Raw genomic sequence first — 14,559 nt, forward strand, 5'->3', positions numbered from 1 at the left:
GCCCTACTTCAGGTACTTGTTCACGAGGCCCTCTGCCGTCTTCTGTGCACTGGCGAGAGCCTCCTTCGGAGAGGTCTTGCCGTTCATCGCGTTGATGAGCTGCACGGAGAGGGCCTGATCGAGCTCGTTGGACCACGGGGTCCCGTACCGCTTGGTGACGTACTCGGTGGACTCCTCGTAGGTGGAGAGGATGGGCAGCGCCTCACGTGCCGCCGGGTCGGCCAGCACGGTCTGCGAGACCGGGAACCAGCCCTCCTTCTCGACGATGTCGGTCTGCACGTCGCCGGTCGTGACGAACTGCAGCCATGCCAGCGCGGCTTCCTTGTTCTTCGAGAACTTGCTGATCGCGAAGCCCTCCGATCCGTCGATCGACGCGGAGCGTACCGAGATGCCGGGGAGCAGCCCGTTGCCGACCGAGGTCGCGCTCGTCGCCGCTCCGTCGGTCGTCGCCACCGCGTACTGGAACGGCCAGTTGAACACCATGCCCGTGTTGCCCCGCGCGAACAGGTCGGCGAGGTCGGACGCGTTCGTGATCTGCAGCGACGACGGATCCATCACCTTGTGCACCTGCAGCAGCTCGACGAGCTTGGTGAGCGCTTCGACACCCTCTTCTCCGGCGAACGTCGGCCGGTAGTCGGCGTCGTAGAACTCGCCGCCGTTCAGGAGCAGCATGCGCAGGAAGTTCTGGTACGCGCCGGCCGGGTTGCCCATGTCGCAGGCGTATCCGTACCGGTCGCCGGTGGTGAGCGCCTTGGCCGCAGCCACGAACTCGTCCCAGTTCGCCGGTCCGACCTCGGGGTCGAGCCCCGCCGAGCCGTAGAGGTCTTTGTTCCAGAACATGGTCTGGGCGCTGACGAACTTCGGCAGGCCGTACACCTTGCCTCGCCAGGACACGGCGTCCAGTGCGGGCTGGATCAGGTCCTCGGGGATCACGGACTTGTCCAACTCCTCGAGCCACCCGGCCTGCCCGAACTCGGCCGACCAGCCCGCCCACGTCATCACCACGTCGAACGACGAATCCTGTGCCGCGAACATCGTGGCCATCTTGTCGTGCAGGTCGTTGAAGTTCCCCTGCTGGTAGGTGGCGACCTTGATCCCGGTCTTCTTCTCGAACTCCGCGATGGCGCGGGCCTTGAAGACGCTGTTGGTGTTGTCGTCCAGGATGCTGATCTGCCCGGAGGGCTTCCCGCTGCCGGCGGTGAGGGGGCCGGAGCTCTGCTGCTCGGCTCCCGGGGCGCAGCCGGCGAGCGCGATCGCGCCCACGGCCAGCCCACCGAGCTGGAAGACCTGGCGCCGGGAGAAGCCCCGACTCATCGACGATGATGCGTTCATTTCCTTGCTCCTTCGTGAAGTTCCTGACGGGGGTATCGCGTGTGTTTCGGGGTGACGCGGTGCTGCGGGGTGAAGGTGTTGCGGGATGAGGGGAGATCAGACCGAGATCTCGACGACCTGTCCGGTCTCGAGGGCGGTGTGCACGGCTTCGATGGCCGCGGTGATGAGCAGCCCGTCATGGGCGTCCGGCACCTCGACCTCCTCGCCGCGCACGAGGCGGACGAAGTCGGAGACCATGTCGATCGGCACGCCCTGGATGCGGCCGCCGCGCTCGTGCACGGCCGACTGCACGAGCTGGCCGCGCTCGGCGCCGTAGTCGATCACGCCGTCGTCGGCGCCGTCGATGTGCACGACGCGATCCGCGGCCTGGATCTCGTACCGGAAGTCGAAGACCGAGGGCATGGACTCCGGCAGCACCCACGACGAATTGAGGGCCACATGGGAGCCGTCCGCCATGGTGAAGATCGCGTTGACGCGGTCCCAGGTGTCGATGCCGGCCTCGGTGAGGCGGTCGCGCGCGCCGACCGCGTACACGGACACCGGACGAGTGCGGCCGATCCAGCAGGCGAGATCGAGGGAATGCGGCATGAGGAACCAGGCCGGGGAGCTCTTCGCCGACCAGGACAGCATCTCGGTCGGTACGAAGACCGTGTCGTTGAGGTGGATGATCTGGGCGCTGATGCGCGGGTCGCCTTCGGCGACGAGCCGGTCGCGCACCGAGGAGTAACGAACGTTCCAGCGGTTCTCGAAGCCCACCATGATGCGCGAACCGGACTCGGCGGCGGCGTCGAGGATGGCCCGCGCGTCGCCGACCTCGGTGGCGAGCGGCTTCTCGATCATGAGGTCGAGCCCCGCGCGGGCGCTGAGCACGGCGGCCTCGCGATGCGCGAAGTCGGGCGTGGCGATGACCACGGCGGTCAGCTCGGGGTGCGCGGCGAGGAGCTCCTCCGTGGAGGCGTACCCGGGGACGCCGAGCTGATCGACCATCGTCGACAGGACCGCGGGGCTGCGGTCGCAGATCGCCACGAGCTCGGCATCGGGATTCTCCTGGAGCGCCCGGGCGAACATGCCGCCGCGGATCCCGCCGCCGATGACTCCGACTCGTGCTGACCTGCTGTGGTTCACTGCCAACCCCACTTCTTCATGGATTCACCCGCGCGCCGCGAGGTATGTATGACACTAAACCATACATTCTTCCTTGTAAACTGATCCGCAGACGGAGCATCGCCGCCTCCCGTCGCGAACGGAAAGGCAGGTGCGATGGCACCGTCCCGCAGATCTCAGCCCGACCTGGCGTTCTCCGACCGATCCGCGCGGAAGCCCCTCATCACCACCAGTGCCATCGGCGCCGCGAACCGGCGACGAGTGCTCGAGACCCTGCATCGCCTCGGCCCCTCCAGCCGCGCACAGCTCGCCCGATCGCTCGGTGTGAACCGCGCGACGATCGCCACCATCCTCCAGCCGCTGCTCGACTCGGCCACCCTCGTCGAGGGCGATCCCGTCGCCCCGTCCGAGGCGGGAGGCAAGCCCGCCCGCCCGCTGTGGTTCCGCAACGACGGCCCCTGGCTCGGCGCGGTGCACCTCTCCCCCGACTTCGTGGTCGCGGCGCGCATCGCGTTCGACGGCACGATCCACGAGATGCACCACGCGGCATACAGCCGCGACGCCTCCGCCGAAGAGATCATCACGTGCCTGCACCAGGTCACCGACGGGTGCTTCGCGGGGGAGCAGCTGGTCGGAATCGGCGTCGCCGCCGCCGGCATGGTCGACACCAGCACCGGCAGCGTCATCTCGATGCACCTCACTCCGGGACTCAACGGCCTCCCCGTCGTCGCCCTCCTCGAGAAGCGCTTCGGCGCGACGACGCTGATCGACCACCACCCCCGCGTGCAGGCGCTCGGCGACCGCTGGTTCGGTCTCGGGCGCGAGATCCAGGACTTCGCCTCGGTGTACACGGGCGAGGCTCTGGGCTTCGGGATCGTGCACGGCGGCGAGGTGCTGCGCGGCGAGAACGGGGCCGGCGGCGAATCCGGACACACGATCGTGCAGATGGACGGCGCCCTGTGTCGATGCGGGCGCCGCGGATGCTGGGAGACGGTCGCGACGCTCGGCTGGCTCCGTGATCGTGCCGCCGCGGCGAAGCTCCCCGGCGCGGACACCCTCGATTCACGAGGGCTCGCGACACTGGTCGATGCGGGGTCGGAGGATGCGGCGGCCCTGCTCGACCTCTATGCCCGGAACCTCGCCATCGGCATCGCGAACAACGAGCAGATCCTGGCGCCCGGCCACTACATCATGCACGGCGACGCCTGCACGGGAGGCGACGCGATGCGTGAGGCCCTGCAGGCGTGGGTCACCCGACTGGCGCCCGAGCGCGGACACCCGCCGACGGTCATGTTCGCCGACGATCCCGACCAGATCACTCTTCTGGGCGGGGCCGGACTGGTGCTGTCATCGGTCTTCAGCACGCAGGCCTGATCCGCGATCGGACGGCGGGGATCCTCAGGCCGGCGACAGCTCGATCCAGTACTGCCGCACGCGCGGCTGCCCCGGCTCCGAAGCCTCGATCACGTCTTCCAGCTCGCCGCCGGCGCCTTCGATCGTGCGGATGGAGCCGACGTTGTCGTCGTCACAGGTGAGCATCACGCGGTCGTAGCCCTCGGACTTCGCGAAGCGGAGCACGAGACGGAGGGCCTCGCGCACGATCCCCTCCCGGCGCCGCGAGGGGATCGTCGCGTAGCCGATGTGGCCGCCGAAGCGACGCAGCCATTCGTTGAGCTCTCGCCGGAAGGCGATGAACCCGACGACGCGGTCGCCCTCGGTGATCCAGAAGAAGTCGCACGGCACGTGCCCCTCGGGCAGCACCGCACCCGGAGTGGCATACAGCTCCGCCTTCTCGACGAACGCCTCGCATGCCGCGCGATCGGGAACGAATCCCTGCTCGTAACCCCCGCCGTCGATGTGTCCACCGTCGAACTCGGCCACCGCCGCGGCCCAGGCGTCGAAGAGGTCGGTGGTCGGCCGAGCGAGTGTGATCGTCATCGCTCGATGAAAACACGACCCATGCTCAGAGGCAAATGCGCGGTCATCGCCCGCGGAGCAGAGCGGCGAGCGCGATGTCTTCATCGACCTGCGGCCAGCGGATGCCCTCCCCGGCGCCGATCAGCCGCCAGTCCCCACGTCCGGGAAGTGCGGAATGCGCACCTCCCGGACCCGTCGTGGAGGAAGAGTCGCTACTACTCCGTGGTCGCGACCGCGGGCGCCGCGGCATCCGCCTTGTCGTACCGGCCGAGGAACAGCGAGGCGATGAGTGCGATCACCATGACGCAGGCCGGCAGCAGGATCGCCTGCGACATGCCGGCGGCGAACCCGTCGGCCACCTGCGGGGGCAGCGTTCCACCGGTCGAGATACCCGCCGGCGAATCGGCGAGACCCGGAAGGTTCGCCTCGAGTCGCGACTGCATGAACGCGGCGATGGATGCCGAGCCGATCACCGATCCGATGGTCCTGGTGGTGTTGTAGATGCCGGCTCCGGCACCTGCCTGACGCGGCGGGAGCTTGCGCGTCGCGGTGGTGGCGAGCGGCCCCCACATTCCGGCGTTTCCGATTCCCATCAGAGCCGAGGGGAGCAGGAACATCCAGATCGGGGTGTCCATATTGATCAGCGCCGAGTACCAGACGAGCGCGCCGGCGACGCAGAGCAGGCCGGGGATCAGGATGATGCGCGGATCCACCCGGTCGAGCAGCTTGCCCGCGGCGGGGGCGAGCACACCCGAGAGCACGGCCATCGGGATCAGGAGCAGCGCCGCCTCCGTCGGGGTGAGTCCTCGTGCGGTCTGCAGGAAGAACATCATCGGCAGCGACATGCTCGTCACCGTGAAGCCCACCGCGGCGATCGCGACGTTCGCTCCCGAGAAGTTGCGGTCGCGGAACAGGTCGAGCGGAACCAGAGGCTCGCTGCGGGTCTTGGCCTGCTGCACGATGAACAGCCCGAGCACGACGAGGCCGACGATGATCAGGCTCCACACCGAGATGGGACCCCAGATCACGCCCCAGTCGTACTTCTCGCCCTCCTGCAGCCCGAAGACGATGAGGAACAGCGCCACGGCACTCAACACGACTCCCACGATGTCGAAGCGGTGCGGGTGGGTCGCGAGCTTCGGCACCAGACGCCAGGCGAGCACGAAGGCGACGATGCCGACCGGGATGTTGACGAAGAAGATCCACTCCCAGCCGAAGCCGTCGACGAGCAGGCCTCCGACGAGCGGACCGACGAGGGTCGCGACACCGGCGGTCGCACCCCAGAGCCCCATGGCGGCGCCACGGCGCTCCGGCGGGAACGTGCGCGTGATCACCGCCATGGTCTGCGGGGTCATGAACGCGGCGCCGAGACCCTGCACCGCGCGGGCGACGATCAGGCCTTCGAGCGAGTTCGACAGTCCGCACCACAGCGAGGCGAGGGTGAAGATCGCGAGACCGATGAGGTAGATGTTCTTCGGCCCGAAGCGGTCGCCGAGACGCCCGGTGATCAGCAGCGGCACGGCGTAGGCGAGCAGGTACGCACTCGTGACCCACACCACGTTGTCGAGGTTGTTCGTGTTCGGATCGAGGGCGGCCTTGATCGCCGGGTTCGCGACCGAGACGATCGTGGTGTCGACGAGGATCATGAAGAAGCCGATGACCAGGGCCCAGAGGGCGGGCCACGGGCTCGTCGGTTTGTGGCCGACGGAGTAGGTGCCGGTCGACGGACCGGAGGTCGAGGGCGTGGACACCGGCGGGCGGTCTCCGTCGCGGGGGGATTCGGTCATTGCTGTGCAGCCTTTCGCTGAGCGCGGTAGCGGTCTGACTTCGGGAATGCCGTGGGACCCCACGGCAGGACTTCGGCGTCGAGGCGGTCGAGGAGGGAGTCGAGCCAGCGCAGCTCGGCCTCCAGGAGCGCCTCCTGGCGTTCGATCTCGACGAGCACCTGCTCGGGCACGCTCTTCTCTCTGGCCTGCAGAAGGCCGTCGCGGTGCCTGGCGTGGTCGTCGACGAGAGCGCCTCGCCTCACGCGCAGAAGGTCGATGACCTCCGGACGCTCAAGATTATGGGCCTCGGCGAGCGCGATGCGGAAGTCGGCGGGGCGGTCGACGCGGGGCAGTTCGCGTCGCACCCACGTCACGACCGCTTCGCGTCCGGCATCCGTCAGGGCGTAGGTCGTGCGCTCCGGGCGGTTGCCCTCGCGATCGATGCCGAGTTCGTCGATCAGCCCGGCACGATGCAGCCGGGAGACCGTGTGATAGAGCGTGCCGTTGGTGATCGTCAGCAGCCGATCGTCGTGACGGGATCGCATGAGGCGGACCATCTCATAGGGGTGCATGTCGCCCTCGCGCAGCAGCGCGAGCACCATCACCCCCATGGGAGTGAGCCGGTCGACGGCATCCTTCTTCATAACCCTCCTCAAATAGTCCATGTGGACTATACGCCCTTTTCGCGTCTCTGCACAGCCGGGTTCTGCGATGAGGCGGGGGCTCGGCCGTGGACGAGGGAGAGCACGCGAAAGCGAAACCCGCGAGGGGGCGCAGTCGTGCGAGGCATCGACAGCCTCATCTCGTGGGCCGTTCCGAACAGTCGCTGACCGCTCATCTGGGAAGATGGGCGGGTGAGCACACCTGCAGAAGGCACAGCACAGAGCATCCCCGGCTGGCGGCACCTCTATTCGGGCAAGGTCCGCGACCTGTACGCCTCGGAGGATCCGGCGGACACGCGGATCCTGGTCGTGGCCTCCGACCGCGTGAGCGCCTTCGACACCGTGCTCTCCCCCGGCATCACCGACAAGGGCGCTCTGCTGACGCGGCTGAGCCGCTGGTGGTTCGCGCAGCTCTCCGACTTCCCCAACCACATCGCCGAGGGCGAGCTGCCGGAGTCCGTGGCCGATCACGCCATGCTCGCGCAGTCGCTCGAGATGCTGCCGATCGAGTGCGTCGTTCGCGGGTACATCACGGGTTCCGGCTGGGCCGAGTATCAGGAGAGCGGCACGGTGTGCGGCATCCCCCTTCCTGCCGGTCTGCACAACGGCGACCGACTGCCCGAGCCCCTGTTCACCCCGGCCTACAAGGCGCCGATGGGGGAGCATGACGAGAACATCACCTTCGAGCGCGCCGTCGAGCTGGTCGGTGCGGAGCGTGCGGCCGAGCTGCGCGACACCTCGCTCGCGATCTATGCCCGTGCCGCCGCCATCGCCGAGGAGAAGGGGCTCATCCTCGCCGACACCAAGTTCGAGTTCGGGACGGATGCCGACGGCACCCTGCGCCTGGCCGACGAGGTGCTCACGAGCGATTCCTCGCGCTACTGGGACGCCGAGGCCTGGCGCATCGGCACCACGCCGAGCGAGCGGATGGCGAGCTTCGACAAGCAGATCGTGCGCGACTGGATGGCGGCGAACTGGGACAAGCAGGGCGAGCCGCCCGCGCTTCCCGACGATGTGGTCGCGCGCACCGCCGACCGCTACCGCGAGCTGATCGACCGCCTCGGCGCCTGACGCCTCGTCTCACGCCGGTCAGTCGACCACCGGCTCGGCCGACTCCACCCGGCGCACGTCCGTGTGGGTGAAGTCGTCGCCCGTGAAAAGCAACGGCTCGTCGCGCGTGATCGCGAGCGCATACGAGAAGCAGTCGCCGTAGTTCAGGCGCGCGCGACTGCCCGAGCCGCGGCCGTAACGCACGTACGCTCTGGTCGCCAGGCGCGCCTGCTCCTCGTCAAGCGGAACGACGCTGGCCCCCGTCGCATCCAGAAGCTCGTCGAGTGCAAGCGCCTTCTCCTCGCCCCCCTTACCGCGGAGCACGATCATGCACTCCGTGAGAGTGGCCGCGGACAGGGAGAACGGACCCGCCTCCAGCAGTCGGCCGATCTCCGCAGCATCGGGCTCCGCCATCAAGACGGCTACGAGGGCCGAAGAGTCGACGATCACCGTGGCATTCCCGTCTCGTCGTAGAGCTCGTCCATGATCTCTTCGGTCGTTCGCCCGGTGTGAGGAATCTGCTGTGCTCGCCGGATCACCGCACGGATACGACGACGACGCTCCAGCTCGTCATCCGAGCTCTGCTGCTCCAGCTCGGCAAGACGTCGGCGCACCGCGTCCTCCACCGCACTCGTCTGACTCTGCCCGGTGAGCGCCGCGAGCTGGCGCACCAGCTCGTGCGTCGTCTCGTTCTTGATGTTCAGGCTCATGTCTACCATTCTACCTTCATGTTCTACCATGGTAGAAGCGCTCAGGAAACACTCAGGAATCGGTAGTGTTGCTCCAGCACTCCCGACATCCCCCGAACCTTGAGGAGCCCGCATGGCCCTGTGGAAGCTGCACGGAGACGGCCGCACGGTCGAGCCCGGCGCCGTCGTCCGTCCCGACGAGCGCCTGAACTGGCCCGCCACGATCGCGATCGGGCTCCAGCACGTCGTCGCGATGTTCGGCGCGACGTTCCTCGTGCCGATCATCACCGGGTTCCCGGTCGCCACGACGCTGCTGTTCAGCGGTGTCGGCACGATCCTGTTCCTGCTCGTGACGCGCAACAAGCTGCCCAGCTACCTCGGCTCCTCGTTCGCCTTCATCGCACCGGTCACGGCCGCCACCGCCTCCGCGAACATGGGAACGGCTCTGGCCGGCATCGTCGCGGTGGGCGTACTGCTCGCCATCATCGGCGTCGTGGTGCACACGGTCGGCGTCAAGTGGGTCGACCGCTTCCTGCCGCCGGTCCTCGCGGGGACGATCGTCGCGCTCATCGGCTTCAACCTCGCCGGCGCCGCGCACAACAACTACGCCGCAGCTCCGGTGACCGCCACGTTCACCCTCGCGATCACCATCCTCTTCGCGGTGGTCTTCCGCGGCTTCCTCGGCCGCATCTCGATCTTCCTCGGCGTCATCGCGGGGTACATCTTCGCGGCGTTCCGCGGCGAACTGAACTTCGAGGCCGTCGAGAAGGCGGATTGGATCGGCCTGCCGACCTTCACCCTCCCCAACTTCACGGAGCCGGGCACCCTGACGGCACTCGCGATGTTCCTCCCGGTCGTCCTCGTGCTGATCGCCGAGAACGTCGGACACGTGCGCGGCGTCGCGACCATGACCGGCGACGCGACCGTCAACGAGCAGACCGGAAAGGCCCTGATCGCCGACGGCGTCTCGACCACCCTGGCCGGCTTCTTCGGCGGTTCGGGCACCACGACCTACGGCGAGAACATCGGCGTGATGGCCTCCACGCGCGTTTACTCCACCGCCGCGTACTGGGTCGCCGGCGCCGCGGCGATCCTGCTCAGCCTCTCGCCCAAGTTCGGCGAGGTCATCAACTCGGTGCCCGCCGGTGTGCTCGGTGGCGTGACCACGGCCCTGTACGGACTCATCGGCGTCATCGGCATCAAGATCTGGGTCGACAACCGCGTCGACTTCTCGCGTCCGGTCAACCAGTACACGGCGGCCGTCGCGCTGATCATGGCCGTCGGCGGGTTCATGATCAAGGACGAGGCGTCCGGGTTCGAGCTCGGCGGCATCGTCATCGCCACCGTCGCCGCGATCCTCATCTACCACCTGGGCAACCTGATCGCCCGCCTGCGCAAGACCGGTGCCGACGACCCGAAGCCGCTCGCGGCGGTCGGTCCGCTCGGCGGCGACCCCGAGTAGGCGGTCCCGCGGTCGACGCGGGCCGGAACTCACCGGGCGGGGTGCACCTGGACGGTGAAGCGAAGGCGCACGCCCGGCGGCAGCTGACCCGCGACGTCGAGACTGCGGTCGGTCAGGGCGCCGATGATCGGGTACCCGCCGGTGAGCGGGTGGTCGGGGAGGAAGAGCACCGGCTGCCCGTCGGGTGGCACCTGGATCGCGCCGGTGACCGCCCCCTCGCTGGGCAGTTCGCCGCCGACGGAGCGCTCCAGCGGCACATCGCCCTGGAGGCGGATGCCGACACGGTCGGAGCGCGGGGTGACCGTCCACTCCTGGGTCGTGAGCACTTCGAGGGCGTGCGCCGTGAACCAGTCGTCGCGAGGCCCGAGCGTGATGTCGAGCTCGACGAGGTCGCCGGAGGCCGGGAGGTCGCGCAACACGGCCCCGGGCTCGACCGGGTGCCGAGCGGCATCTCCGATCGCGAGAACGGCACCGGGCGTCAGCGGCTCCGGGCCGAGCCCCGCGAGGGTGTCGGTCGCGCGGCTGCCCAGCACGGGCGCGACATCCAGTCCGCCGCGGACTCCGATGACGGAGCGCAGACCGCGCTCGGGATGACCGAGCGTCAGCTCGTCGCCGTCGACCGTGGCGAAGGGCTCTCCGTGGACGACCGGACGAACGACACCCTCGGCTCCGATCAGTGACAGCACGCCGATCGCGCCGGTGACCGCCGCGACACCCGCCCCGTGGAATCGGAGCACCGCTCCCCCGACGCTCTCGAGCACCGCAGCCGTGGCGTCGTTTCCCACCGCACGGTTCGCATCGCGCAGGGCCCGGCGGTCCGCTGTCCCGGATGCCGAGACCCCGAGAGCCGCGTAACCGGGACGCCCGGCATCCTGCACCAGCAGCTGCAGCGCGGGGCGGACGACCTCGACCGCCCCACCCGCGCCGAAACCCAGGCCCTCCGCGTCCGCTGCGGCGGGTTGCTCCACGACGCGCCGGGCGTGGGCCGGACCGTCTCCGTTTCGGCCCACCTGAGCCGCGCCCAGCCGAGCCGCGCCTCTTACGCGCTCGAACCGCACCGCGGTACCCGGCGACAGCAGGGCGGGCGGGTCACGATCGATGTCCCACAGCACGGCATCCGTGCGTCCGATGAGCTGCCAGCCTCCTGGACTCTCGCGCGGATAGACACCCGTGAACCGTCCGGCGAGCGCAACCGATCCGGCAGGCACGCGCGTCCGCGGCGAGGAGCGGCGCGGCACATCGAAGAGCGGGTCGCTGCTCACCGCGTACCCGAACCCGGGGGCGAACCCGGAGAACGCGACCCGCCATTCCGCGGCGAGGTGCCGGTTCACGAGCTCCTCCGCCGAGACGCCGAGCAGCGACGCCGCCTCGTCGAGGTCCTCTCCGTCGTAGCTCACGGGGATCGTGATCTCTCCGGTGCCTGACAGCTGCACGGCGTCGACCTCCGTCGCCGCCAGCGTGTTCGCGAGCTCGGCGGCCGACACCCGCAGCGGGTCGAAGCGCACGAGCACGGTGCGGGCGCCGGGGACGCGCTCGACGACGCCCGGCACACCCTCCCACGCGAGGTTCCAGCGCATCGCCTCATCGAGGTCGGCCGCCTCGACGAGAAGGGCACGATCGGATGCCGTGAGGATGCGCATCAGACAGGACGCTCCGCGTTCGTCATCGCGGATCCGCGAACGGTGCGATCGTGATGCCCGCGTCCTGCAGCAGCCGCTTGATCTCGGCCGCCATCGCCACCGAGCCGGGGCTGTCGCCGTGCACGCAGATCGACTGCGCCATGACGGGTACGTCGGTGCCGTCGATCGCCCGGATCATGCCGTCGGAGGCGAGCCGCACCATGCGCTCCGCCACCACAGCCGGGTCATGCAGCACGGCTCCCTCGTCAGTGCGTGGCACGAGCTGCCCGTCCGGCCGATACGCGCGGTCGGCGAAGGCCTCGGCGGCGACCGCGAGCCCGGCACGCTCGGCGACGTCGAGCACGACGCCCCCGGAGAGTCCCAGCAGCACGAGGCTCGGATCGATCGCGCGGATCGCCGCCACCACGGCCTTCGACTGTCGCTCGTCGCGCGCGATCGTGTTGTACAGCGCCCCGTGCGGCTTCACGTACGAGACCCGCCCGCCGACGGCGGCGGCGAGCCCCATGAGCGCGCCGAGCTGATATTCGACGTGCGCCTGCAGCGTGGCCGAGTCGATGTCGACCTTCGTCCGCCCGAAGTTCTCGTAGTCGCGGTATCCGGGATGCGCGCCGATCACGACGCCCCGTTCCACAGCGGCGACGAGCGTTCGGCGGATGCCGAGCGGGCTGCCGGCGTGGAAGCCGCACGACACGTTCGCGCTCGTGACGAGGCGCAGCATGCCGGCGTCGTCGCTGACGATCCGGTCGGCGACGTTCTCGCCGAGGTCCGAGTTCAGGTCGATCGAAGTCATGCGATCACGCTCCGATTCCGAGGAAGGCGAAGAGGGGGCCGGCGGAGACGATCCCCTGCACCCGGTGGGCTGCGTCATGAGCGTACCGGCGATGAGCAGCCGCAGGCTCAGGAGGGCGGCAGATCCGTTCCCCGCGCCGCCGTCGCCCGCGGCCGCGGCTCGCCATCGCGGAGCGGAGCCGGTGGAGCGATCTGCGTCGTCGGCTCCGGCAGCGCGTACCGACGGTGCATCCAGCGCCGCGCCTCCTCGAGCGGATACGTCTCGCCGAAGACGGCGGACTTCACGAAGATGCCCTCGATCGTGCTGCGCAGCATGACCTCCTCGAGAGCGGGGTCCTGCGCTCCTCGGGCACGGAACAGGTCGCGCACGGCATCCTCCGCCGCCGTCGCCGCCTCCTCGTGCCGCGCCTCCGACTCGGCGAACAGCCGGTGCGTCGCAGGCTGCTGCTGCATCGCCAGAACGGCCCGCTGCAGAGGTATCGCGTAGGCGGTCGCCGTGAGTGCTCCGTCGATCACGGCGGCGAGCATCTCGTCGGGAGTGCCGTCGACGCGGGCGAAGCCGAGCACGGTCTCGAACCACCGGTCGATGACGGCCGCGACGAGCTGGTCCTTGCCGCCGAAGTGGTAGTTCACGAGCCCTTGGGCCACGCCCGCTCGCTTCGTGATCTCGGCGATGCTCGCGCCGGCGACCCCGAGTTCGGCGAAAAGCTCGATCGCTGCCTGCAGGAGGACCTCCCGTGCACGTTCCCGGGCCCGTCGGTTCTGCTCATCGGAGCGTGCCATGCAGCATCCACCTCCAGGGTTCCGTCCGCGCTTTTCCGAATCGTCCCCCCGCCGTATAGATTACTCACTGAATATTCGTTCAATCTATGAGCGAGCACGGATTCGGCTGACCTGTTCAGCCGGGCACGACGTCGGAGATCCGAGGCGCCATGCCGCGGCATCCACCCTTCGATGGGCGATTCGCCGCCGATCTCCGACGTCGTGCAACCAGACGCACGGGTGCGTCCCTGGCCAGGAGGGGGCGCCAGGGCCGCACCCGTGTCTCCCCTCGTCCTCCGCGGAAACCGGATCAGGCGGATGCGCGAACCACGAGCTCCGTCGGCAGGATGGTCGTGGTCGGCGGGTCCTCCCCCGCGAGACGCGACAGCAGCACGCGCGCCATGGTCTCACCCTGCGCGTACATCGGCTGGCGCATCGTCGTGAGCTGCGGATCGGTCGTGATCGCGACCGAGGAGTCGTCGAAGCCGACCAGCGCGATGTCCTCGGGGACCCGCACCCCGGCGGCACGCAGCACCGTCAGTGCTCCGCGGGCCATCAGGTCGCTGGCCACGAAGATCGCATCGGGACGGCCGCCGTCGAGCAGCCGCCGCGCCGCATCCGCTCCGCTGGCCTCGCTGTAGTCGCCCTCCTCCTCCGCGTACGGCGTCAGCCCGGCCTCCGCGAGCGCCGCGCGGAATCCCTGGATGCGGTCGCCCGACGAGACCATCGTCAACGGGCCGGAGATCGTCGCGATCCGCGTCCGTCCGATGTCGAGCAGTCGACGGGTCGCCTCGCGGGCGCCGGCGACGTTGTCGACGTCGACGACGTAGTCGCCCTCGAGTCGACGCACGGGCCGACCGCCGTAGACCACCGGCACCGCGTCCGCGACCCTGTCGATGAATGCGTCGCTCGTGTGATGCGACACGATCAGCGCACCGTCGACGCCGCCGTTGCGCACGAAGCCGGTCATCTTGTCACCCGGGTCGTCACTGGCGATCAGGAGATTGAGCAGGTAGTCGGAACCGCCGAGGGCGCCCGTGATGCCGGCGACGATCGCGGCGAAGAACGGGTCGCCGAAGAACCGGTTCGTGTCTTCCGGCACGATCAGCGCGATCGCGTGCGTCTGCCGCGAGGCGAGCGACCGTGCGGCCCGGTTGGGCACGTAGTTCAGCTCGTCGATCGCCGCGCGCACCGCGGCGAGCGCCTCCGGGCTCACCGCCGTCGATCCGTTCACGACGCGCGACACGGTCGACCGGGAGACACCGGCAGCGGATGCCACTTCTTCGATCGTCGCTCGGGGCGACATCAGCGTACGCACTCTTCCATCGCCCTATTCTCACTGACGTTCCCGCTCCGAACCGCGCAATCGGTGGCATGCCCGTCCCG

The 14,559-nt window shown here is 69.1% G+C and carries 15 protein-coding genes; 3 read left to right on the top strand and 12 right to left on the bottom strand.

Features of this window, described 5'->3' with window-relative positions:
• Positions 1–3 precede the first annotated feature (3 nt).
• Entirely contained in the window at positions 4–1,332 is a 1,329-nt protein-coding gene (locus CQ045_RS06780; protein ID WP_105721925.1) for a sugar ABC transporter substrate-binding protein, read from the bottom strand.
• 96 nt (positions 1,333–1,428) lie between these two features.
• Complete coding sequence (locus tag CQ045_RS06785; RefSeq protein WP_258130988.1) at positions 1,429–2,457, bottom strand: Gfo/Idh/MocA family protein; 1,029 nt, start codon at positions 2,455–2,457, stop codon at positions 1,429–1,431.
• 135 nt (positions 2,458–2,592) lie between these two features.
• Here CQ045_RS06785 and CQ045_RS06790 point away from each other — a divergent pair, with 135 nt between their 5' ends.
• Positions 2,593–3,810, top strand: a complete 1,218-nt coding sequence (locus tag CQ045_RS06790; RefSeq protein WP_105721929.1) for an ROK family protein — start codon at positions 2,593–2,595, stop codon at positions 3,808–3,810.
• A gap of 24 nt (positions 3,811–3,834) precedes the next feature.
• Here CQ045_RS06790 and CQ045_RS06795 read toward each other — a convergent pair whose 3' ends face one another.
• Genes CQ045_RS06795 through CQ045_RS06805 form a run of 4 tightly spaced genes read right to left on the bottom strand, consistent with a single transcriptional unit; the run spans position 3,835 to position 6,763 of the window.
• Positions 3,835–4,374: a GNAT family N-acetyltransferase gene (locus CQ045_RS06795; RefSeq protein WP_105721931.1), complete on the bottom strand. Its 540-nt coding sequence runs from the start codon at positions 4,372–4,374 to the stop codon at positions 3,835–3,837.
• Between the two features lie 43 nt (positions 4,375–4,417).
• Positions 4,418–4,603 carry a DUF2442 domain-containing protein gene (locus CQ045_RS19160; RefSeq protein ID WP_374955016.1) on the bottom strand — a complete coding sequence of 62 codons (186 nt, stop codon included), beginning with the start codon at positions 4,601–4,603 and terminating at the stop codon, positions 4,418–4,420.
• Positions 4,569–6,140, bottom strand: a complete 1,572-nt coding sequence (locus CQ045_RS06800; protein WP_258130978.1) for an MFS transporter — start codon at positions 6,138–6,140, stop codon at positions 4,569–4,571. Before CQ045_RS06800 ends, CQ045_RS19160 begins: the two co-directional genes overlap by 35 nt.
• A complete protein-coding gene (locus CQ045_RS06805; protein ID WP_105721933.1) occupies positions 6,137–6,763 on the bottom strand; it encodes a PadR family transcriptional regulator in 627 nt (208 codons plus the stop codon). Before CQ045_RS06805 ends, CQ045_RS06800 begins: the two co-directional genes overlap by 4 nt.
• 210 nt (positions 6,764–6,973) lie before the next feature.
• Here CQ045_RS06805 and CQ045_RS06810 point away from each other — a divergent pair, with 210 nt between their 5' ends.
• Positions 6,974–7,852, top strand: a complete 879-nt coding sequence (locus CQ045_RS06810) for a phosphoribosylaminoimidazolesuccinocarboxamide synthase (RefSeq protein WP_105721935.1) — start codon at positions 6,974–6,976, stop codon at positions 7,850–7,852.
• Between the two features lie 18 nt (positions 7,853–7,870).
• Here the strand turns inward: CQ045_RS06810 and CQ045_RS06815 are convergent, their stop codons facing one another.
• Positions 7,871–8,245 carry a type II toxin-antitoxin system VapC family toxin gene (locus CQ045_RS06815; RefSeq protein WP_258130979.1) on the bottom strand — a complete coding sequence of 125 codons (375 nt, stop codon included), beginning with the start codon at positions 8,243–8,245 and terminating at the stop codon, positions 7,871–7,873.
• Positions 8,246–8,277: 32 nt separating this feature from the next.
• A complete protein-coding gene (locus CQ045_RS06820; RefSeq protein WP_105721938.1) occupies positions 8,278–8,541 on the bottom strand; it encodes a type II toxin-antitoxin system VapB family antitoxin in 264 nt (87 codons plus the stop codon).
• A gap of 112 nt (positions 8,542–8,653) precedes the next feature.
• Here CQ045_RS06820 and CQ045_RS06825 point away from each other — a divergent pair, with 112 nt between their 5' ends.
• Positions 8,654–9,982, top strand: a complete 1,329-nt coding sequence (locus CQ045_RS06825) for a uracil-xanthine permease family protein (RefSeq protein ID WP_105721940.1) — start codon at positions 8,654–8,656, stop codon at positions 9,980–9,982.
• 29 nt (positions 9,983–10,011) lie between these two features.
• On the opposite strand, the gene CQ045_RS06830 is transcribed toward CQ045_RS06825, so the two are convergent.
• The 4 genes from CQ045_RS06830 to CQ045_RS06845 form a co-directional block, all read right to left on the bottom strand.
• Positions 10,012–11,622: an urea amidolyase family protein gene (locus CQ045_RS06830; RefSeq protein ID WP_105721942.1), complete on the bottom strand. Its 1,611-nt coding sequence runs from the start codon at positions 11,620–11,622 to the stop codon at positions 10,012–10,014.
• A 22-nt stretch (positions 11,623–11,644) separates the two neighbouring features.
• On the bottom strand, positions 11,645–12,412 hold the full coding sequence (locus CQ045_RS06835; RefSeq protein WP_105721944.1) for a LamB/YcsF family protein: 768 nt from the start codon (positions 12,410–12,412) through the stop codon (positions 11,645–11,647).
• Positions 12,413–12,519: 107 nt separating this feature from the next.
• Positions 12,520–13,194, bottom strand: a complete 675-nt coding sequence (locus CQ045_RS06840) for a TetR/AcrR family transcriptional regulator (protein WP_105721946.1) — start codon at positions 13,192–13,194, stop codon at positions 12,520–12,522.
• Positions 13,195–13,483: 289 nt separating this feature from the next.
• Positions 13,484–14,479 carry a LacI family DNA-binding transcriptional regulator gene (locus CQ045_RS06845; protein ID WP_105721948.1) on the bottom strand — a complete coding sequence of 332 codons (996 nt, stop codon included), beginning with the start codon at positions 14,477–14,479 and terminating at the stop codon, positions 13,484–13,486.
• Positions 14,480–14,559: the final 80 nt, after the last annotated feature.

Source organism: Microbacterium sp. MYb66 (assembly GCF_002979435.1).
In the GTDB taxonomy this organism is placed as follows: domain Bacteria; phylum Actinomycetota; class Actinomycetes; order Actinomycetales; family Microbacteriaceae; genus Microbacterium.

What these genes read in the sequence shown, in the direction of transcription:
- CQ045_RS06780 (WP_105721925.1), bottom strand. Translation starts at nt 1,332, where the DNA reads ATGAACGCATCATCGTCGATGAGTCGGGGCTTCTCCCGGCGCCAGGTC.
- CQ045_RS06790 (WP_105721929.1), top strand. Translation starts at nt 2,593, where the DNA reads ATGGCACCGTCCCGCAGATCTCAGCCCGACCTGGCGTTCTCCGACCGA.
- CQ045_RS06795 (WP_105721931.1), bottom strand. Translation starts at nt 4,374, where the DNA reads ATGACGATCACACTCGCTCGGCCGACCACCGACCTCTTCGACGCCTGG.
- CQ045_RS19160 (WP_374955016.1), bottom strand. Translation starts at nt 4,603, where the DNA reads ATGCCGCGGCGCCCGCGGTCGCGACCACGGAGTAGTAGCGACTCTTCC.
- CQ045_RS06800 (WP_258130978.1), bottom strand. Translation starts at nt 6,140, where the DNA reads ATGACCGAATCCCCCCGCGACGGAGACCGCCCGCCGGTGTCCACGCCC.
- CQ045_RS06805 (WP_105721933.1), bottom strand. Translation starts at nt 6,763, where the DNA reads ATGAAGAAGGATGCCGTCGACCGGCTCACTCCCATGGGGGTGATGGTG.
- CQ045_RS06815 (WP_258130979.1), bottom strand. Translation starts at nt 8,245, where the DNA reads ATGGCGGAGCCCGATGCTGCGGAGATCGGCCGACTGCTGGAGGCGGGT.
- CQ045_RS06820 (WP_105721938.1), bottom strand. Translation starts at nt 8,541, where the DNA reads ATGAGCCTGAACATCAAGAACGAGACGACGCACGAGCTGGTGCGCCAG.
- CQ045_RS06825 (WP_105721940.1), top strand. Translation starts at nt 8,654, where the DNA reads ATGGCCCTGTGGAAGCTGCACGGAGACGGCCGCACGGTCGAGCCCGGC.
- CQ045_RS06830 (WP_105721942.1), bottom strand. Translation starts at nt 11,622, where the DNA reads ATGCGCATCCTCACGGCATCCGATCGTGCCCTTCTCGTCGAGGCGGCC.
- CQ045_RS06835 (WP_105721944.1), bottom strand. Translation starts at nt 12,412, where the DNA reads ATGACTTCGATCGACCTGAACTCGGACCTCGGCGAGAACGTCGCCGAC.
- CQ045_RS06840 (WP_105721946.1), bottom strand. Translation starts at nt 13,194, where the DNA reads ATGGCACGCTCCGATGAGCAGAACCGACGGGCCCGGGAACGTGCACGG.
- CQ045_RS06845 (WP_105721948.1), bottom strand. Translation starts at nt 14,479, where the DNA reads ATGTCGCCCCGAGCGACGATCGAAGAAGTGGCATCCGCTGCCGGTGTC.